Source organism: Planktotalea sp. (assembly GCF_039984035.1).
Taxonomy (GTDB): Bacteria; Pseudomonadota; Alphaproteobacteria; order Rhodobacterales; family Rhodobacteraceae; genus Planktotalea.
The window spans coordinates 1-20438 of record NZ_JBDWVM010000010.1 but is presented as its reverse complement, the minus strand read 5'-3'; the positions used below and the strand labels follow the sequence as shown (position 1 = coordinate 20438).

The 20438-nt window shown below is 53.4% G+C and carries 18 protein-coding genes and 2 pseudogenes; 15 read left to right on the top strand and 5 right to left on the bottom strand.

From position 1 onward, the window contains the following. Positions 1-467, bottom strand: a pseudogene (locus ABJQ89_RS00545) (C4-dicarboxylate ABC transporter); the annotation flags it as partial. 97 nt (positions 468-564) lie between these two features. Continuing rightward, positions 565-1536 (bottom strand): TAXI family TRAP transporter solute-binding subunit, encoded by a 972-nt coding sequence (locus ABJQ89_RS00540; RefSeq protein WP_348494330.1) that lies wholly within the window; start codon positions 1534-1536, stop codon positions 565-567. Between the two features lie 667 nt (positions 1537-2203). Here ABJQ89_RS00540 and ABJQ89_RS00535 point away from each other — a divergent pair. The 3 genes from ABJQ89_RS00535 to ABJQ89_RS00525 all read left to right on the top strand — a co-directional run bounded on the left by ABJQ89_RS00535 (position 2204) and on the right by ABJQ89_RS00525 (position 7935). Further along, a complete protein-coding gene (locus ABJQ89_RS00535) occupies positions 2204-4144 on the top strand; it encodes a cache domain-containing protein (protein WP_348494329.1) in 1941 nt (646 codons plus the stop codon). 65 nt (positions 4145-4209) lie between these two features. Then, on the top strand, positions 4210-4872 hold the full coding sequence (locus ABJQ89_RS00530; protein ID WP_348494328.1) for a response regulator: 663 nt from the start codon (positions 4210-4212) through the stop codon (positions 4870-4872). A 270-nt stretch (positions 4873-5142) separates the two neighbouring features. Further along, positions 5143-7935, top strand: coding sequence for a bifunctional aconitate hydratase 2/2-methylisocitrate dehydratase (locus ABJQ89_RS00525; RefSeq protein WP_348494327.1), 2793 nt, complete (start codon positions 5143-5145; stop codon positions 7933-7935). Positions 7936-8074: 139 nt separating this feature from the next. On the opposite strand, the gene nirD is transcribed toward ABJQ89_RS00525, so the two are convergent. Next, positions 8075-8395, bottom strand: a complete 321-nt coding sequence (gene nirD / locus ABJQ89_RS00520) for a nitrite reductase small subunit NirD (protein ID WP_348494326.1) — start codon at positions 8393-8395, stop codon at positions 8075-8077. Beyond that, entirely contained in the window at positions 8392-10839 is a 2448-nt protein-coding gene (gene nirB, locus ABJQ89_RS00515; RefSeq protein ID WP_348494325.1) for a nitrite reductase large subunit NirB, read from the bottom strand. The genes nirD and nirB overlap by 4 nt, the downstream gene beginning before the upstream one ends. Before the next feature lie 61 nt (positions 10840-10900). On the opposite strand from nirB, the gene ABJQ89_RS00510 reads away from it, so the two are divergent. Then, positions 10901-11128 carry a hypothetical protein gene (locus ABJQ89_RS00510; RefSeq protein ID WP_348494324.1) on the top strand — a complete coding sequence of 76 codons (228 nt, stop codon included), beginning with the start codon at positions 10901-10903 and terminating at the stop codon, positions 11126-11128. Positions 11129-11157: 29 nt separating this feature from the next. Here ABJQ89_RS00510 and ABJQ89_RS00505 read toward each other — a convergent pair whose 3' ends face one another. After that, on the bottom strand, positions 11158-11901 hold the full coding sequence (locus ABJQ89_RS00505; protein ID WP_348494323.1) for an FCD domain-containing protein: 744 nt from the start codon (positions 11899-11901) through the stop codon (positions 11158-11160). 133 nt (positions 11902-12034) lie between these two features. Here ABJQ89_RS00505 and ABJQ89_RS00500 point away from each other — a divergent pair, with 133 nt between their 5' ends. The 11 genes and pseudogenes from ABJQ89_RS00500 to ABJQ89_RS00450 form a co-directional block, all read left to right on the top strand. Next, positions 12035-12931, top strand: coding sequence for an NAD(P)-dependent oxidoreductase (locus ABJQ89_RS00500; RefSeq protein ID WP_348494322.1), 897 nt, complete (start codon positions 12035-12037; stop codon positions 12929-12931). Between the two features lie 66 nt (positions 12932-12997). Further along, positions 12998-13969, top strand: a complete 972-nt coding sequence (locus tag ABJQ89_RS00495) for a TRAP transporter substrate-binding protein (RefSeq protein ID WP_348494321.1) — start codon at positions 12998-13000, stop codon at positions 13967-13969. Positions 13970-14024: 55 nt separating this feature from the next. Next, positions 14025-15311, top strand: coding sequence for a TRAP transporter large permease (locus ABJQ89_RS00490; protein ID WP_348494320.1), 1287 nt, complete (start codon positions 14025-14027; stop codon positions 15309-15311). After that, positions 15281-15781, top strand: coding sequence for a TRAP transporter small permease (locus ABJQ89_RS00485; protein ID WP_348494319.1), 501 nt, complete (start codon positions 15281-15283; stop codon positions 15779-15781). The genes ABJQ89_RS00490 and ABJQ89_RS00485 overlap by 31 nt, the downstream gene beginning before the upstream one ends. Further along, entirely contained in the window at positions 15778-16107 is a 330-nt protein-coding gene (locus tag ABJQ89_RS00480) for an NIPSNAP family protein (RefSeq protein WP_348494318.1), read from the top strand. Before ABJQ89_RS00485 ends, ABJQ89_RS00480 begins: the two co-directional genes overlap by 4 nt. A gap of 181 nt (positions 16108-16288) precedes the next feature. Continuing rightward, the gene (locus ABJQ89_RS00475; RefSeq protein ID WP_348494317.1) at positions 16289-17095 is read left to right on the top strand and encodes an amidohydrolase; all 807 of its coding nucleotides are present in this window, start codon (positions 16289-16291) and stop codon (positions 17093-17095) included. Continuing rightward, on the top strand, positions 17092-17481 hold the full coding sequence (locus tag ABJQ89_RS00470; protein WP_348494316.1) for a FixH family protein: 390 nt from the start codon (positions 17092-17094) through the stop codon (positions 17479-17481). The genes ABJQ89_RS00475 and ABJQ89_RS00470 overlap by 4 nt, the downstream gene beginning before the upstream one ends. Further along, entirely contained in the window at positions 17478-18614 is a 1137-nt protein-coding gene (locus ABJQ89_RS00465; protein WP_348494315.1) for a cytochrome c peroxidase, read from the top strand. The genes ABJQ89_RS00470 and ABJQ89_RS00465 overlap by 4 nt, the downstream gene beginning before the upstream one ends. 115 nt (positions 18615-18729) lie before the next feature. Then, the gene (gene yghX / locus ABJQ89_RS00460) at positions 18730-19617 is read left to right on the top strand and encodes a YghX family hydrolase (RefSeq protein ID WP_348494314.1); all 888 of its coding nucleotides are present in this window, start codon (positions 18730-18732) and stop codon (positions 19615-19617) included. A gap of 58 nt (positions 19618-19675) precedes the next feature. Beyond that, on the top strand, positions 19676-20158 hold the full coding sequence (locus tag ABJQ89_RS00455) for a twin-arginine translocation pathway signal (RefSeq protein WP_348494313.1): 483 nt from the start codon (positions 19676-19678) through the stop codon (positions 20156-20158). 8 nt (positions 20159-20166) lie between these two features. After that, positions 20167-20438: pseudogene (locus tag ABJQ89_RS00450) on the top strand (ferric reductase); the annotation flags it as partial.

Below are 20438 nucleotides of genomic sequence, written 5' to 3'. Positions count from 1 at the left end.
GCCATTGCAGGCCCAAGCGCGCGGCGCGCGCCTTCAAACAGGATCAAAAGACCCGCGAGTGCGAACCATTTGTCCATGTCATCGGCAAGGCCGCCGGCATCAACGATTTTCTGATAAAAGATGTAGCCATAAAGCGCGGTGAAAACGCCAAAAAGGCCCAGCAGCCAATCCTGAATAGGGATGTAGTGGCGCGGGCTCGATTTTAGGGCAGGGTAGGCCATGAATGCGAGGAAGATCGCAAAGCCCAAGTGAATTTGACGGGAATTGTTAATGATGTCGCCGGGCAGAACATAGTTCGCGATGGGCGAGGCCAGAAGGACTTGGAACAATGACCACACGACGGCGACGATGGCCAGAAGCGTGCCGACACCCCCCGCAGGATCGCGTGCGCCTGCGTCGGAGGAGGCAACCAGATCCTGGAGCTCCTCTTCGCTGAGCGCGCGGTTTTCGGATGTTTTTTCACTCATGTTTTGTGTCCCCCTGAAGTGCAGCTTTTTGCTGCTTCTTTATGGTCTTTAACGAAAAAGGAGAGGCGCTGAGCGCCTCTCCCATCAGGTTGATCGCTTAGTCGATCAGGCCTGCTTCTTTGTAGTACTTCGCCGCACCAGGGTGCAGAGGAGCGGAGAGACCAGCCGTCGCCATTTCCTTTGGATCAAGGTTGGCGAAGGCAGGGTGAAGCTTTTTGAAGTCTTCGATGTTTTCCATGACGGAAGACACAACCGCGTATACCGCTTCGTCGGAAACGTCTGCAGATGTCACGAATGTTGCGCCAACACCGAATGTCGCTGTGTCGCCGTCGTTGCCGCGATACATGCCACCCGGGATTGTTGCTGTACGGTAGAAGGAGTTGTCATCGACAAGACCTGTAACCGCGTCGCCATCAACAGTCACGAGAACGGAATCGCATGCTGTTGTTGCTTCTTGGATGGAACCGGATGGGTGACCAACGGTGTAAACCATCGCATCGATCTGGTTGTCGCAAAGCGCTGCGGATTGCTCAGCTGCTTTCAGCTCTGTCGCCAGTGCGAAATCGCCAGTTGTCCAACCTTTTGCTTCCAGCAGAACTTCCATCGTGCCGCGCTGACCGGAACCTGGGTTGCCGATGTTTACGCGCTTGCCTTTGAGATCGTCAAAAGATGTGATGCCCGCGTCTGCACGCGCAACAACGGTGAATGGCTCTGGGTGAACAGAGAAGACTGCGCGCAGGCCTTCGAATTTGCCGGCATCCTCGAATTTGGATGTGCCGTTGTACGCGTGGTACTGCCAATCAGATTGCGCAACGCCGAACTCAAGCTCGCCTTCGCGGATTGTGTTGATGTTGTAAACAGAACCGCCTGTGGATTCTACGGAGCAACGGATGCCGTGCTCTTTGCGGCCTTTGTTCACCAAACGGCAGATCGCGCCGCCTGTTGGGTAGTAAACGCCAGTTACGCCGCCTGTACCGATTGTGATGAACTCTTCTGCAACTGCTGCAGATGCTGTCATTGATAGTGCAGCCGCCGCTAGTGCAGCGAAGGATTTTTTGTTGTGCAACATGGTTGCTCTCCCGGTTGGTAAAAATGGGCTGGTTACGCGTGAAGACTTGTTAAGATTTGGAACAAATAACGAGGTTTTTGCACGCGTAACCAATACGTCGGAGTTGGGGTCCGATATGAGAAATAGCGTCTCAATAACGGCGCAATCTGTCTATGCGCGTAACTACCTATGCATGAATCTGCCTTGGAATTTGATGTGCCGCATTGCGGTGGTGTGCAGAGTTGCAAGGGGAAAATTTCGGGATATTTTTCATAAGCTTAAGTTGTTTTCTATTTGTTCATAGCAAAGCGACGTTTTTTGACCTGCAGTCCCATAAATCATGAAACTGGTTCGTCTTAGCTACGTGTAAATCGCATTTGGCTTTCACAAACTCGGGCCTTGGAGACAGATTCGCACCTCGAATCGCTTGGTTGTGTGATCCCATCCGAAAAAGCAGCCATTGACCCTGGGGAAGCTCTTTGCGTAAGCGCAATCGCTTTGCCGTGGCCTTGATTTGTCCAGCGCCGACAGGCACGCTAAGGGAAGGACTAAAGAGCCGATCTTGCGTTTCCAACACGATACCAAGTGGTGCAAAATATGGGCCGCAAAGCAAGGAACCTGAATTGCAGAAGCAAAACGCTACAATGAACAAACGATCTGTTGAATTTGTCGCACGAGGCCGCAGAGCATGAGGGGCTCGCTGGGTTTTGTTCTTGCGCTCAGCTTGGCCGGACTTCAGTTCCTTGCCATTCTGGTCATGGTGTTCACGTCCTATCTGACGTCCGAGAGATCCATGCTCCAGCATGCGCGTGACCGTTTGGCAGAGGCAGGCGTGATAGCGAGCGAGCGCTCCAGCGGTTTTCTTCAGCCTGCGCGGGAAGCTGCGGAATTGGCGCAACGCGTTCTGGAAAGTGGCATTGTGGCGCTTGATGATCCCGCGGCGCTCGAGACGTTTTTGTTTCAAGGGTTGCAAACGGAGACCCAAGTCGCAGGTATTTATTTCGGCGATGAAACGGGCAATTTTACCTACGTTATGCGCAGCACGGGCGCGGGGCCCTTTCGCACCAAATTCGTGCGGCGGGTCGGCGATGAAACCGCAGCGGAGTTCATCTGGCGTACTGAAAACTTCCAATCCGTCGAGCAACAATTTGATCCAAACGATACATTTGATCCGCGAAAACGACCTTGGTATGAGAGCGCGAAGCGAGAACTGACAACGATTTGGACGGCCCCCTATATCTTCTTTTCATCTCGCCAACCGGGGATCACAGTTGCGGTGCCCGTGCGCAGAGACGGAGAGTTTAAGGGCGTCATTGGTGTCGATATTGAAATCTCTGCAATTTCAGAATTCTTGTCCCAGCTTGCGTTGAGCGAGCGAGGTTCGGCGCTCATTCTTGATCAAAATGGCAATGTCATTGCACATCCGGAAATGACGGTGGTGCTGGAGGGCGAGACGAAGGATGCTCTTGATATCGTCGGCATTAACGAAATCGATGATCCACTTGCGCAGGCTGTCTTTGAAACGCTTGGGCAGAAGGGCGAAATTCAGATTGAACGCGACTTGCAGTCCGAATTTACGTTCGAGCGCGAAAAATATGTGTCCTATTTTACGCCCCTTGCAGACCCGTCTCTGCTTTGGACAATTGCGGTTTATGCGCCCGAAAATGACTTCACGCAGAGCATCAAAGATAACAGGACCCGAAACATTTGGTTCGCTGCTATCATCTCTTTTTGCGCGGCCATCGTCGGTCTGTTTTTGGCGGAGTGGCTTTTGAAACCCGTGCGCGCATTCGCGGTGCGGACGGCCCTGATTTCGCAAGGGGAGGTTGGCGACACTGAGTCTTTGCCCGAGACCTACAAGGAACTCGAAAAAGCGAATGAAACGCTGATTGATCAAATCGCGCGTCGACGAAAAGCCGATGACAGGATCGTGGAACTGAACCGTGACCTGTCGCATTTCTCACGGGTTAACCTGATGGGGCAAATGGCAACCGGCTTGGCCCATGAATTGAGCCAGCCTTTGACGGCCATTTCGCAGAATGTGGATGCGGCGCTTTCCACGGCGAAGCAGCAAAAAGACCCCAACCCTGATCTTTTGAATATTCTTACTGAATTGGATGAGCAGGCCCATCGCGGCGGCGATATTGTGCGCGCGCTGCGTGGGTTTATCCGCAAGGATCAAGCAGAACTGGCGCCGTTCGATTTGAATGAACTGGTCATGCAAACAGAGAACCTGCTGCACCATGAGGCATTGGTGCAGGGGGTCGCTCTGCGCTTTAACGTGAGTGACATGCCAACGGTCGTCGGTAATCGCATTCAAATTGCGCAGGTTTTAATCAACTTGGTGCGCAATGCGATTGAAGCGATCACCGAGGCAGATAGCCCCGTCAAAGAAGTGACCATTCATGCAAAGCGCATGGACAGTCATTTGCAGCTTTGCGTTGATGATACAGGCCCCGGCATCGATCCTGAAGTCACCCTGTTCAAACAGTTTGAGACCAGCAAGAAAGAGGGTATGGGCCTCGGCCTTTCGATTTGCAGGACGATTGCAGAGGCCAATGGCGGCCGGTTGTGGCATGATGCGGCTTATAAAGAACGCTGTCGGTTTTGCCTGTCGTTGCCGCTGTGATGGGCTTGCCCTTGTGGGGCGAAGACGACTAGGAACGCGAATGACATCATTGGGAGGCGATGACTGTGCAGGCTAAAGAAAATTCTACCGTTTTTCTTGTCGATGACGATGATCGGATTCGCGTTAGCCTCGCGCGGGCTTTGGACAAACGGGGATTTCGGGTGGAAAGTTTCCCATCGGCCGAAGCCTTCCTTGAGAGTTTTGACGACACATTGCCCGGCTGTTTGGTCTTGGATTATGGGATGCCGGGCTTGAATGGTCTCGATCTGCAAAAACACTTGGCACAGGCCGAATTGTCGATCCCGATTATCTTTATCTCTGGTCAGGGTGGCGTGCCTGAATCCGTTCAGGCGATGAAAGCTGGCGCAGTTGATTTTCTAGAAAAGCCCTTTCGCCAAGCTGAATTAGTTGCCTGCATCGAAATGGCTTTTGAGCGAGATGCGGAAACGCGATCTGCGCAAGAGACCATGAAAACGGCGCGCAACAAGTTCGAAAGCCTGACCGCAAGGGAGCGCGAAGTTGCGCTCTTTATGATTGAGCACCCGTCTACAACGTCGAGCAAGGAAGTCGGGCGGCAATTGGATATTAGCCCAAGGACCGTTGACCATCACCGTGCGCGCATCTTGGAGAAGATGTCGATCGGCTCGGTGGCCGAGTTGATCGATTTGTCCGGATCGGCGGCACTCTTGGAGATTGGCGCACCAAAGGACGGCATCGCACTTCGTTGATGGATAGGTCTTGGGCCTAATATCTTGACGCCTTTGTTCAAATTCTACAAAGAACGTCCTAGCGTCAATTGGCTGAAACAACGTACAGCGTTTCTAACGATTTTGATTTATCGAGCCAGCGAAACACGAGGTTTCAGTGACCGAAACACAGCCGCGTCTTGCGGTTTTGAATGACTTGGTATACCGCAGTATACAAATCAGGGCGTGGTCAAGTCGGATTCGGCTCTCAGACCCTGAAAACCCATGAAACACTAGTAGTTGAGATAGCCCATGAGCCAATACGCAACCTACCTCGAAGAGATCGAAACACGCAAAACGCAAGGGTTGAGCCCAAAGCCGATTGACGATGCAGCGCTGACGGCGGAACTGATTACTCAGATCAAAGATACAGGCCATGCGGATCGCGCAGACTCTTTGAACTTTCTTATCTACAACACGTTGCCCGGCACCACGAGCGCAGCAGGCGTCAAAGCGGCGTTTCTAAAAGAAGTTATTCTCGGCGAAACAGTGGTCGAAGAAATCTCCGTGGCGTTCGCATTTGAGCTGCTGTCCCACATGAAGGGTGGACCTTCTGTTGAGGTTTTGATCGATCTTGCGCTGGCGGACGATCTCGCGATTGCAGAGCAAGCGGCAGACGTCTTGAAAACTCAGGTCTTCCTTTATGAGGCGGACACAGACCGTTTGGCTGACGCTTACAAAGCAGGCAACAAAATCGCCGAAGACATTCTGGTAAGCTACTCCAAAGCTGAGTTTTTCACCAAATTGCCTGACGTTGACGAAGAAATCGAAGTTGTCACATACATCGCGGGCGAAGGCGATATTTCAACCGACTTGCTGTCACCAGGCAACCAAGCGCACTCGCGCGCGGACCGCGAATTGCACGGCAAATGCATGATTTCACCTGAAGCACAGGTTGAAATCCAAGAGCTGCAAAAACAACACCCAGACAAGCGCGTAATGCTTATCGCTGAAAAAGGCACGATGGGCGTTGGTTCCTCCCGTATGTCTGGCGTGAACAACGTGGCGCTTTGGACAGGTAAGCAAGCAAGCCCTTATGTCCCATTCGTTAACTTCGCGCCTGTTGTGGCGGGTACGAACGGCATTTCTCCGATCTTCCTGACAACCGTTGGCGTGACGGGCGGTATCGGTGTCGATCTTAAGAACTGGGTCAAGAAAGTTGACGAAGATGGCAACGCGATCCTGAATAACGATGGCAACGCGATCCTTGAGCAGAAATACTCTGTTGAGACGGGCACGGTCCTGAAGATCAACACGAAAGACAAAAAGCTCTTTGACGAGACAGGCGAAAAAGAACTGGTCGATATGTCCTCGTCCTTCACGCCTCAGAAAGTCGAGTTCATGAAAGCGGGTGGCTCCTACGCCATCGTCTTCGGTAAAAAGTTGCAAAGTGTTGCCTGCGAAACGCTTGGTATCGAGCTGCAATCAGCATTTGCGCCTGCAAAAGAAGTCTCCATTCCGGGCCAAGGTCTGACCGCAGTTGAAAAGATCTTCAACGCGAACGCGGTTGGCGTGAAGCCGGGCACGATCCTGCATGCAGGTTCTGACGCGCGCGTTGCGGTAAACATTGTCGGCTCGCAAGACACGACTGGCTTGATGACGTCACAAGAGCTCGAAGCGATGGCCGCGATGGTTCTGTCACCGAAGGTTGACGGCGCTTATCAGTCTGGCTGTCACACGGCTTCTGTTTGGGATCAAAAAGCGCAAGCAAACACGCCAAAGCTGATGGCCTTCATGCACAAGTTTGGCTTGATCACAGCGCGTGACCCAAAGGGTGTGTACCACTCCATGACGGACGTTATTCACAAGGTTCTGAATGACATTACTGTGGATGATTGGTCGATCATCATCGGCGGCGACAGCCACACGCGTATGTCCAAAGGCGTTGCCTTCGGTGCTGACTCTGGCACCGTTGCGCTGGCACTTGCGACGGGCGAGGCATCCATGCCGATCCCTGAGTCTGTGAAAGTGACGTTTAAAGGCAAAATGGGAGATCACATGGACTTCCGCGACGTGGTTCACGCGACGCAATCACAGATGCTCGCTCAGTGTGGTGACAACGTCTTCCAAGGCCGTATCATCGAAGTGCACATCGGCACGTTGCTAGCTGACCAAGCGTTTACCTTCACGGATTGGACTGCGGAAATGAAGGCGAAAGCCTCTATCTGTATTTCCGAAGATGACACGCTGATCGAGTCTCTGAATGTTGCGATTTCACGCATCAAGATCATGATCGAAAAGGGCATGGATAACGATGTTCAGATGCTGCAAGGGCTGATCGACATTGCTGAAAAGCGGATTTCCGAAATCAAGTCTGGCGAAAAACCCGCGCTGACACCGGATGCGAATGCGAAGTACTTCGCGGAAGTCGTCGTTGATCTGGATGCCATCGACGAGCCTATGATCGCCGATCCTGACGTCAGCAATGCGGATGTTTCCAAGCGTTATACACACGACACGATCCGTCCGATTTCTTACTACCGTGCAGAAAAGAAGGTCGACCTCGGCTTTGTTGGGTCCTGCATGGTACACAAGGGCGATGTGAAGATCGTGGCGCAGATGCTGCGCAATTTGGAAAAAGCCTACGGCAAAGTTGAATTCAACGCGCCATTGGTTGTTGCGGCTCCGACGTACAATATCATCGATGAGTTGAAGGAAGAGGGCGACTGGGCCGTTCTTCAGAAATACTCTGGTTTTGAATTTGACGATAGCGCGCCTAAAGGCACTGCACGTACTGAATATGAGAACATTCTCTATCTTGAGCGTCCAGGCTGTAACCTGTGCATGGGTAACCAAGAAAAGGCCGCCAAAGGCGATACCGTTCTTGCGACGTCCACGCGTCTGTTCAAAGGCCGCGTTGTGGAAGATGCAGATGGCAAAACAGGTGAATCGCTGCTCGCGTCGACACCGGTTGTTGTTCTCTCAGCAATCCTTGGCCGTACGCCAACCTTGGAAGAGTATAAGGTCGCCGTTGAAGGCATTGATCTGACGAAGTTTGCTCCGCCAATTCAAAAGCCAGGTATGACAGCGTCCGCGCACTTCTAAAGCAAAGACCAATGCGGTTCGGTTCGACCGGACCGCTAGACATAAAAAACGCGCCGGAGCAAAACTCCGGCGCGTTTTTCGTTCTCTAGTGACCTGACGTTCGCCAACTCGATTTAGCGCTTAGCCAAAAGGCGAGAACTTAGAGGCCAAGCAGAACCGTATCGCCATCCATTTTAATAGGGAAGGACATGGTTTGTCCTTCGTCAGCGCCTTGGGCCGTACCGGTTTCTAGCGAAATGACCCAGTTGTGGAGTGGGCACGTAACGCACCCATCGTGGACAATGCCTTGGCTCAGGGGGCCATTTTTGTGTGGGCATTTGTCCTCAAGGGCGAAAACACGATCATCACTGGTTCGGAAAACAGCAATCGTCATGTCGCCGTTTTTGATGCAACGAGAGCCTTTGCGCGGGATATCAGAGATGGAGCCGACTGCGACCCACTGTTTGGTTTGAACGTTCATTCTGCTGCCTCCAGCTGTAGGTTTGCCATTGGGGCAAACTCATGCGCTTCGGCGCCTGCGACGCGTTCGGCCCATGGGTCGGTTTGAGAAAAGGTTTGGGAGAACAAGAAGCGTTCATAATAGGCTTTGCGCTGTTCGGCATCATCGTAAATCACGGATTTAACATGATCGTATCCAAGACGATCCGCCCATTTGTAGATGCGCTCGAGGTAGAAGCCCGTTTCGCGGTAATACTGCGTCAGCGCGCCAACGTATTCGAGAACGTCTTCTTCGGTTTCTACGTTGCCTAATTTGGTCGTGCCTTGGATGTGCAAACCAGCCGCGCCGCCGTAGAGGATTTCGTAGCCACTATCGACACAGACGATACCAATGTCTTTACATGTGCTTTCCGCACAGTTGCGCGGACAGCCAGACACGGCAAGTTTCAATTTCGCGGGTGCCCAAGAACCCCAGAGCAGTTTTTCTAGCTTAATGCCCAGCCCCGTGGAATCTTGTGTGCCAAAGCGACACCAGTCAGTCCCAACGCAGGTTTTCACCGTGCGCAGACCTTTTGCGTAAGCCGCGCCAGAGACCATGCCCGCATCGTTCAAATCTTTCCAAACTGGCAGAAGATCTTCTTTTTTGACGCCCAGAAGGTCGATCCGCTGACCGCCTGTGACCTTAACGCTTGGAATGTCGAATTTGTCGGCAACATCCGCGATTGCGCGCAGCTCATCTGGCGTGGTCATACCTCCAAACATACGTGGCACAACGGAATAAGTGCCGTCCTTTTGGATGTTGGCATGAACCCGTTCGTTGATGAAACGGGACTGTTGATCATCCTCATATTCACCCGGCCAATCAGACACGAGATAGTAGTTCAGAGCAGGGCGACATTTCGCGCAGCCCTCTGGTGTGGTCCATTCCAATTCCTGCATGACCGCTGGAATTGACTTGAGCCCCTTCGCCTTGATCGCGGTGCGCACCACTTCGTGACCGTGGCTGGTACATCCGCAAACCGTTTCAACGCTTGGCATTTTGAAATCATCGCCAAGCGTGACAGCCATCAGGTTTTCAACGAGGCCCGTACAGGTTCCGCAAGAGGCAGAAGCTTTGGTGTGCGAGCGTACTTCGCCAAGGCTGGTGAGGCCAAGATCGTTCATTTTTGAAACGATCATGCCTTTGGTAATGCCGTTACAGCCACAGATTTCTGCGTCGTCCGACATGGCCGCAACCATGGCGAGCGGATCAGCGTCACCGCCGCCCTGATAGGCTTGACCAAAGATTAGAGTGTCGCGCATCTCGGAGATGTCTTCGCCCGATTTCAGCAGCTCGTTATACCAACCGCCATCCGCGACCGCGCCATAGAGCACGGCGCCAATGATCTTGTTGTCTTTGATGATTACACGTTTGTACGTGCCGCTTTTTGCGTCGCGTAGCACGATGTCTTCGCGGTCAGGGCCTTCGTCAAAATCGCCAACAGAATAAAGGTCACAGCCAGTCACTTTCAATTTGGTTGGAGTTTCAGTGTGCATGAACGCGGCATCAGATGGGCCAGCCAAGTGCGACGCAGCTACCTTCGCCATTTGATAAAGCGGCGCGACAAGGCCGTAGACCATGCCGCCAACTTCGACGCATTCACCGACAGAATAGATGTCGGGGTCGGATGTTTGCATCGCGTTCGTTGTTACGATACCGCGATTGACTTCAAGGCCGCAGTCTTGCGCCAGCGCGACATTCGGGCGAATGCCAACGGCCATAACGACGATATCGCAGTGAATGACGGTGCCATCATCTAGCTCGACGCCTTCAACATTCGTTTCGCCCAAAATCTGTTTGGTGTTCGCCTTGCAGCGAATGTCGATGCCGCGGCTTTCGAGTTCTTTTTCCAGAAGGTAGCCCGCAGCCGTATCAAGCTGACGCTCCATCAAGGTTGGCATCAAGTGCAGGACTGTGACGTCCATGCCTTGGGCTTTTAGACCCGCAGCTGCTTCGAGGCCCAGCAAACCACCACCGATGACAACTGCATTCCCGCCTTTTTTGGCCGCCGCCATCATGGCGTCTGTGTCGTCAAGATCGCGGTAGGCGAGAACGCCGTTTAGATTGTGACCCGGGCAGGGGATGATGAAGGGATTAGAACCCGTAGCCATGACCAGTTTGTCATAGCTTTCAGTGATGCCGTTCTCAGATGTGACTGTCTTAGCGTCGCGATCAATCTTGGTGACCTTTGCACCTTTGTGCAACGTGATGCCGTGCTCTTCATACCATGCGTCACCGTGGATGATGATATCTTCGTAGGTCTTTTCACCTGACAGAACCGGTGACAGCATAATGCGGTCGTAGTTCACTCGTGGCTCTGCGTTGAAGATCGTAACGTCGTATGCTTCGGACACCTCGAACAGGTTTTCCAACATACGGCCCGGGGCCATTCCGTTACCGACGATAATTAAGCGTTGTTTGGTCATCGAAAGCTACACCTCTGCCTATAGCCCATCTGGGGCTTGGGTTTGAAAGGAAGTAGCGCCGTTGCCACAAGCGCGATTAACTGCATCGTTGCAGAGTCGCTATGATTGGTTTGGTTTTATGCTGGTTCCGTCCGAGTCTGCAAAGCGAAACACCTCCGAACCGAGTTTATGTTGCGTTGCAGGATTTCAAGAATTTATTGTGCCTAAAAAAGCGGCGTTTGTTCTGGAAAATATGCGACTCAAAATAGAAATTTCTCTCGCAGACATGACTGCAGGCTTCAAGATTTAGTCAAAACATGCGAGATCTGGGGTTCAGGCTTAAGCAAAGTCTTCGCGTGCTGCGAGACGGTCAGCTGCAGCTTGGAAGCGTGTTCGTGCTGCGGTACGCGCGGCTTCTGCATCCCCACTTCGTAAGGCTTCAATGACTGCAGTGTGTTCGGCCATGATAGCTGGACCAAACTCAGACGCGGCTGCGTTTTTGAGGAAAGGTGAGCGTAGATTGTTCTGAATATTAGTCTCGATCATCGTCACAACCTCAACATAGTAAGGGTTGTTGGAGGCTTCGGTGATCTGTCGATATAGCAAAAGTTCTGAATCGACACGTTCTTCCAAAGCGTCTGCAGGACCGCGACTATCTGCGACAGACATTCGCGCAAACGTCGCGTCGATTTGGGCCATTTGATCGACGGTTCGTTCAGTTGCTGCCAATCCAGATGCGCCAGATTGAACGCCTGTACGTAGTTGCAAAAGTTGCACGATTTGTTTGCGCTTTTCAAAGCAAGCAGGGCTGATCCGAAACGAAGAACGCTGAGAGGCGTCCGTTACAAAAGCCCCAACGCCGCGACGTGAATCCACGATGCCATCATAACGCAGCAATGAAATAGCTTCGCGCACGACCGTGCGCGCAACGCCAAATCGTTTGGATAGCTCCGCTTCGGTCGGCAGACGATCGCCTGCCACCAACTGACCGCCTTCGATCGCCCCCATAATCGATACCGCAACCTCATCCGGCAATCGCCGTGGTCGATCAATACGATCAAAGAGGGGGGCAGTTTCTGGCATGGCGTCTGGGCTCCGATTGGTTTGCTTTTGTGCGCAGAAATACGTGAAAAGTCGAGTCTGAAAAAGAGATAATAGAAAACAGGTTGTCTGACAACTGGTTTGATGCTTGTGTAGCGATAACTTGGAGGAATTTATGCGAATCGGATTAATCGGGCTTGGTGGCATGGGCAGAGGCCTGGCCAAAAACATGGCGGCCAAGGGTGTTGAGCTCACGGTTTCAGATCTGGATCAAAGCCGTGTCGATCAGGCGGTCGACCTTGGCGCGATGGCAGGGGAAACGCCTGTTCAGATGGCGCGCGATTGCGATGTTTTGATGGTGTGCGTCACCACAGCGGAAGCTGTGCAGGAAATCGTGCTCGGACCTGATGGCGCTTTGGCTGCCATGTCTGCAGGGGATATCTTGGTCGATCATACAACGGTTTCAGCAGCGCATGTTGAAACGATGCATGCCGCTTGCGCAGAGGCCGGTGTCCATTATGCCGAAGCGCCGATGACCCGCACACCCGCCCATGCAGATCGTGGAGAGGTAAATATTTTGTTCGGCGGCGAGGAAAGTTTACTCGAGCGATTGCGCCCGATCTTTGAAACCTATGCCGAAAACCTGTTCCATGTCGGCCCAGCCGGTCATGCGATCCGTTTGAAGTTGATTCACAACTATATCGCTTTTGCCAATGTCGCGAGCTTCTGTGAGGGCTTTGCCCTCGCTGCGAGGGAGGGTCTCGATATGAGCAAAGTCATCGGCATAATTTCGGCCGCAGGCGGCAAATCCGGCATGATGGACCTTTACGGTGAAGCAACTTTGCTGCGCGATTTCACACCGCACATGTCGCTTTCAAATGCGCAAAAAGACGTTCGATATTACGCCGAATGGCTCGAAAGCATGGACATGCCAGGTTTTATGGCGCGCTCGGTGCATCAGACCTATGCGCTGGCGTCCATCATGGGCCACGGCGCGGAAGGCTGCACAGCAATCATCAAGGCTTACGAAGAACTCACCGGCGTTGAGGCAAAGCTGCCTGACGACGGATGACGACAGGGTCCGGCGATCAGGGAGGGTTGCCGGACCTCGAAGTAGCACCAATGGGAGGAAACCAACATGCTCAAGAATTTATTAATGTCCGGCGCCGTGACGGCCCTCATGACGGGCGCAGCTTTCGCGCAAGACGTCACTTTGCGCCTCGCGCATTTCGCGGCTGAAACACATCCCGGTCATCTCGCAGCGGAGGCGTTTGCCTCGGCGGTTGCCGAGCGCACAGATGGCGCTATTGCGGTGGAACTTTTTCCGGCGAACCAGCTTGGAAATCCGCCTGAACAGCTTGAGCAAACGATCCTTGGGGCCATTGAGATGAACCTGCCGACACAAGGTGGGTTGGATAAATACGAGAAAGCCTTTGGCACAGTGATGACGCCTTTCGCGTTCAACAGCTATGCGCATGCGCATCAGGTTTTGGATGGGCCGTTTAGCGATTGGGCTGGCCCGAAGCTTGAAGAGCAGGGCCTCGTGATGTTGTCGAACTGGGAATACGGGTTCCGCAATATCACCAATACGATTGGTCCGATTAACTCACCTGACGATGTGAAAGGCTTGAAACTGCGCACGCCGCCAGAGTTGCAAATCGTAGCAGCGCTGGAAGGTCTGGGCGCCGCGACGACACAGATCGCTTTTTCCGAGCTGCCAAATGCATTGAACCAAGGTGTTGTGGATGGTCAGGAAAACCCGATTGGCGTGATCTATCATTACAAACTAAACGATTTTCAGGATCACCTCGCGCTTACACGCCACGTCTATAATTCCATGGTCCATGTGATCAATAAGGACGTTTTTGACGGGCTGACCGAAGACCAACAAACGATTTTACGCGAAGAAAGCAAGAAAGCGGGCGACATGATGCGCGCGGCCGTAATTGCGCAGGAAGAGGACGAAATCGGCAAGCTGGAAGCCGCGGGCATGCAAGTCACACGTCCTGATCTTGCTGCGTTTTCGTCGCTCATGGGGCCAGCACGTGATCGCGTTGCGGATTACTCGGGCAAGGAAAACATGGATACATTCCTCAGTTTCCTGAAGTAAATCAATGTCATCTACGCGTTAAAAGGCGCGCAGATGATCCGTTTGGATTTCTGACATGACGACTTTTCTCATCCTCGCTGCGCTGGTGATACTGATTGCGCTCGGCCTGCCTGTTGCAGTGTCCTTGGGCCTCACGGCGGTTGGCTTTTATGTGCTGCTCGGCGAGTTTCGCATTCTTGCAATGCTCCCCCAGCGCATGTTTTCCGCAACGACGGGCTTTACGTTGCTCGCCATTCCGTTTTTCATTCTCGCGGGCACGTTGATGAATACTGGTGGTATCACAGAGCGCATCTTCCGTTTTGCCAATGCCTGTGTTGGTCATTTGCGCGGTGGGCTAGGGCAGGTAAATGTGCTCGCCTCTCTCTTCTTTTCTGGCATGTCAGGCGCCGCCGTTGCTGACGCTGCGGGCCTTGGACAGGTCGAGCTGAAAGCAATGGCCGACAAGGGCTACGATCCAGATTTCAGCGCTGCAATCACCGCCGCCTCTTCGACTATTGGGCCGGTTTTTCCGCCGTCGATCCCATTTGTCCTTTATGCATCGATCACGGGCGTCTCTGTTGAGCGGTTGTTTTTAGCGGGTGTTGTCCCAGGGGTTTTAATGGCCGTAGCGTTGATGGGTGCGGTTTGGATCGTCGCCTACCGCCATCAGATGCCCCGCGCCGATCATATTGATTGGCTGGAAATCTGGCAGAGTTTTCGCGGAGCGATCCTGTCCTTGCTGACCCCGATTATCATCATCGGTGGTATCTTTGGCGGGGTTTTCACGCCAACAGAAGCAGGGGTGGCTGCAAGCGCATATGCGATGTTTCTCTCTATGGTCATTTACAAAGAAATCGCGCTACGCGATTTACCCGCGATCTTTTGGAGCACGTTGCAGCACACCATTCGCGTGATGTTTGTCATTGCCGCCGCTGGGTTCTTCGGATGGCTTTTGGTGCATCAACGGGTGCCCGATGCGCTGGTGAAATCACTCGTAAGCCTCTCCGATAACCCGGCGGCTATCATGGCAATTGTTGTGGCAATTCTTTTGGTTCTTGGCATGTTCCTAGAAGGAATTGCTGTGATTGTTCTGACGGTCCCGCTCTTCGCGCCAGTGATGCAAGGGATCGGCGTTGATCCGCTGCAATTTGGTGTCATCATGATCATGTGCTCTATGCTCGGCTTGTTAACGCCGCCCGTTGGTATGGTGCTTTTCGCAGTTGCCTCCATTGCCGATATGCCGGTGTCCCGATTGGCCCGTGCTTTGGTGCCCTATCTCGTTGGACTTGCTCTGGTTCTGATGTTGGTTGTTTCGGTGCCTGCGGTGTCGACATGGCTTCCGCAAGTGGTGGCGGGACGATGAAGCGCATAGATCATTTTGTCGGAGCGATCCTACGTGCAGTGCCTTGTGCTTGTTTGCTTGGGCTCTTCGCGCTGATTTTCATCAATGTAATCGCGCGAACTTTTCAGCTAGCTGGGTTTGCGTGGTTTGACGAAGTCATTAAGGGATTGTTCGCTTGGATGGTTTTCGTCGGCTCTGCCGCGCTTTGGCGGGAAAACGACCATTTTCAGGTCCTTTGGTTGCCCAACGCGTTGCCTGTCTCAATCGCGCGTTTGCTCCGTATTGTGATCGTTTTGCTCGCGCTATGCTTTTTGTGGACGATGACTTGGTATGGGTTGTCCCTCACGCTTAAAGCGACGGCCCAGACACCCATTCTCGCGCTGCCGACCTCGCTCTTTTACGTCGCGATCCCAATATCTGGCGCAGTGATGATTGCTTATTCACTGGTCGATCTCTTCAGACTTCTCACCCTAAAGGAAAACTCACAATGATCTTGGACCACCGGACTTACACTTGCCATCCAGGCCGTATCAAAAAGCATATGAAGCTTTATGAAGAATTTGGTTGGGAAGCCCAGAGACGCCATCTGGGCGAGCCCGTCATTTACGGCGCTGTCGAGACTGGGGACGTGAATTCCTATGTGCATGTTTGGGCCTATAAAAGTGCCTCAGATCGCGCAGAGAAACGCGCAGCAATGGCCGCCGATCCTGAATGGCAGACCTTTCTGAAACTCAGCGCGGAAAGCGGTAACCTTTTGAAGCAGGTCAACACGATTCTGACGCCCGCGCCATTTTTCGGAAAACCAAAATCATCTTAATCCCACAGTAGAGTAACGAGTAATCTTTCCTCAACGGCGCGTGGATGTCCCTCCACGCGCCGCCTTTCTTTTACGCGAATTCGCGCTAGTTCTTTTCCTAGCTTTGCACAGGGCTTTCGTTGAAGCGCCGCTTGGGTGATACTGCAAAGCACGTTCGATACAGACCGAGGAAAGGACCATCATGATCCGTAGTCTACTTGCGATAAGCCTCGCTTTTGCGGCCAGTACCGCAAAGGCAGAAGAATTGCCGATTTTTGATGCGCATATGCACTACAGTCATGATGCCGTAATCCAAGTGCCGCCAGAACAAGCGGCAAAAATCCTTCGTGATGCGGGCGTGCGCAAGGCATTGGTGTCCAGCTCGGATGATGATGGCACCCAGAAATTGAAGGCGGCAGCGCCTGATATCGTCGTTCCCGCACTGCGGCCCTATCGCCGTCGCGGCGAGACTGGATCATGGATGCATGATCCCTCTGTGATCACCTATCTTGAGGATCGCTTGGCGCGCTTTGAATATGAAGCCATTGGGGAATTTCACGCCTTTGGCGATGATATCGAAACCGATGTGATCCAACGTATGATCGAATTGGCACGCGAGCGAAATTTGCTGTTGCACCATCACGGGGACCGCGAAGCGCTTGATCTTATTTTCAAAAGCTGGCCAGAGGCGCGTGTGCTTTGGGCGCATTCTGGATTTGATCGCCCCGGTGAGGTTGCCGATGCACTCGCAACATATCCGCGCCTTTGGGCCGATCTTGCCTACCGCACTGATATGGCGGGCAGCGGCGGCGTCAGCGCGGAATGGCGCAAGACATTCACCGACTATTCTGATCGTTTCATGGTGGGCTCGGATACTTTCACGCCTGAGCGTTGGTATTATGTTGGACCGCACGCAGACTATTCTCGCAGTTGGCTGGCTGATTTACCCGCTAGTCTCGCGCGTAAGATTGCCTATGAAAACTCTGAGGCGATGTTGAGCGCCAAATGAAGGTTGCTGCCGTTCTGATCGCAGCCCTGTGGTCTTCACAAGCCATCGCTTGCGCGCCCGCGGCGAACGCTCTGAAACTCACAAGTGAAGGCGAGGTCGCGCTTGATGCTTACCTTACGCTGGACGATCTGCCGTTGTCAGAACCCTTTGACATGGGCCTTTTGCTGTGTGGTGACACTGTTCAGATTGAACGCGTTGATGTCGCGGCCATCATGCCGGCGCATCAACATGGCATGAACTATGAACCCGTGGTGAAGGCCGTCGGCAATGGCGCCTTCGAAGTGTCGGGCATGGTTTTTCACATGCCAGGAGTTTGGCAGGTGCAAGTTTCGATCTACGGCGAACAAGAGCCTGCGTTCTTCAATTTGGAGGTTGAGGCGCGGTGATCAAACCTCTTTCGGCTTTGCGCGCCTTGCTGCTCTGTCTCGCGTCGGTAACAGCGGCGCAGGCCGAGGTTTTGCTGAGCGAAGAGGAAATCGCGCAGACCCTCGCACATGGTCCGTGGCCGCCCGCGTTTGAGCCAGATGCGAGCAATCGGGTTTCGGGTGATGCTGACGCAATTGCATTCGGGCAAGTGCTGTTCTTTGATCCCATCCTGTCACGAAACGGGGATATGTCCTGCGCAAGTTGCCATGATCCAGAACATGGATTTGCTGAGTCGCGTCCGCGCGCGGTGGGGCAGGTGCTCTTGGATCGCAACACGCTGTCCTTGATGAACCTCTCCGCGCACCGTTGGTTTGGCTGGGCCGGGGACACCGATAGCATTTGGGCGCAAAGTATAACGCCGCTTTTGAATCCTGATGAAATGGGTCACGATGCAGGCAGTCTGAAAACTGCCCTGATGCAGAGCGATCAGGCGCAAGAATATTCGGATATTTTTGGGCCGATATCAGAGCAAGACAGCGAAGAAGTGCTGGTCAATACGTCTAAAGCGCTCGCAGCCTATCAAGAGACCTTGGTCACGGGGCAAACGTCCTTTGATTTGTTTCGTGATGCTTTGGAACAAGGCGATTTGGAGCGCGCAGCGCTTTATCCTGAGGGCGCTCAGCGTGGCTTGCAGACTTTCATAGGGCGCGGGAATTGTGCCTTTTGTCATTCTGGACCTTCTTTTAGCAATGGCGAATTCCATGACGTCGGCGTGCCTTATTTTGTGACCGAAACCCGTGTCGATCAGGGTCGCTTTGGGGGCATGCAAGCGCTCAAGGCCAGCCCCTATAATTTGGCGGGGCGTTACTCTGACGATCCTGACAAACGCGGGGCTTGGGCAGTTGAAAACGTGCGCATGTCCCACGGTGATTTCGGCATCTTTCGCGTGCCAAGCCTGCGCGGCACTGCGCACACGGCCCCCTATATGCACGACGGTAGTCTGCCTGATTTGCGCGCGGTCGTGCAGCATTATAACGAGATTGATCTGGAACGCTTGCATGCCGATGGCGAAGCAATCTTGATGCCTTTGGGTTTGACGGAGGGAGAAATTGGCGATCTTATTCAGTTTCTCAACAGCTTAAGCGACGATTGAGGCAATAGCGTCGGTTGCACCCTAGGCGGGAAGCTGCCGCGACACCAAAATGTTACTTTAAATCGAGTTTATAGCCCTATCTAAATCAACCAAAGCAGCGACAGGAGTATTTGAAATGACCCGAATGACAGCGAAAGATTTTGATCAGGAACTATTGGACCTTTATGATTTTTACGCCCATGGCAAAATGACCAAGCGCGAGTTTTTGGATAAAGCGGGACGCTTTGCAGTTGGCGGTGTAACGGCGCTCGCGCTTTTGAATATGCTGAGCCCCAACTATGCGATGGCGGAGCAGGTTTCATTCAACGACCCTGACATTCATGCCGATTACATCACCTATCCATCCCCGAATGGAACGGGTGATGTGCGCGGCTATCTCGTGCGTCCGGCGGGCGTTGAAACACCTTTGCCTGCCGTTCTGGTGATCCACGAAAACCGCGGTTTGAACCCCTATATCGAAGATGTGGCGCGCCGCGTTGCCAAGGCGGGTTTTATGGCACTTGCCCCTGATGGGCTAACATCTGTTGGCGGGTATCCGGGTAATGATGCAGACGGGCGCGAATTGCAGCGCACAGTGGATCGCACTAAACTGATGAACGATTTCTTCGCTGGTTTTGAGCACCTCGGCGCGCGCGACGATTGTACAGGTAAGGTCGGGGCAACAGGCTTTTGCTACGGCGGCGGCGTCGTGAACGCGCTGGCGGTGGCCTATCCTGAAATGGCCGCGGGCGTGCCGTTCTATGGTCGCCAAGCCTCTGCTGTGGACATCCCGAAAATTCAGGCACCGTTGATGTATCAATTCGGCGAATTGGATGAACGCGTGAATGCCTCTTGGCCAGAAACCGAAGCCGCGCTTAAGGCCAACAACAAAGTCTATGAGGCCTACATCTATGAAGGCGCAAACCACGGTTTTCATAACGACAGCACGCCGCGCTATGACGAAGCCATGGCAGAGCTGGCATGGGGTCGCACCATTGATTGGTTCAACAAGCACTTGAGCTAAGAGCAAAGGCAAGGCAGCGCGTCAAGTTTGGCTGCGCTGCCAAAAGGAGAGAATTGAGATGACAAAGAGCTTACTCACACGCCGCACAGTTTTGACGGGTGTTGCTGCGAGCACAGGAATGACCGGTCTGGTGGCGCCTGCCTTTGCGCAGGGACTTGCACCGACGCGTTCGATGCGCGGTGGTTCTAACAACTACCGCCCCGGCGCACCAATCGTTGAAAAGATTGGCGGCGGTGGTTTCTGGATGTCTGGCACCGTGCGCCGCGCTGGCGATGGCGCGCCATTGGCAGGGCAACGTATCCAGATTTGGGCACATACGACTGAGGGACATGAACGCGACCAGCGAAGCCATGGCGCGACATTGAGCGACGAAAACGGCGTTTATCGTTTGGAAATGCCGCAGATCGTTCCTGCCTTTGGTCAGGCCCATGCGCACCTTGCTTTTGACAGCGATGGCTTTGAAACCGTGTTTCTGCGTCCGCTGATGGCCAGCCCAAACGACAAGAGCCTGCAAGCTGATTTCATTCTGCAATCGGTCTAAGGCGCAGCGTGAAGAACGAAGAGAAATCGACCCGCGACGTCCTGATTTGGATTGGTGTTGCGTGTCTTATTGCGGCAGCGATGGGCGCTGCGATGCTCAGCCCATTGTTGGCGTGGCGGCAGCCCGTCTACATTGTTGCGGGGTTTGCGGGTATTATCGCGATGGCGCTTTTGCTTGTTCAGCCTTTGCTCGCAAGCCGCAGCTTGCTCAGCTTGTCCCCCTTGACCAAAAGACGTCTGCATCGCGGGGTTGGCGCAGGTCTGTTTGTCGCCGTGTTGGT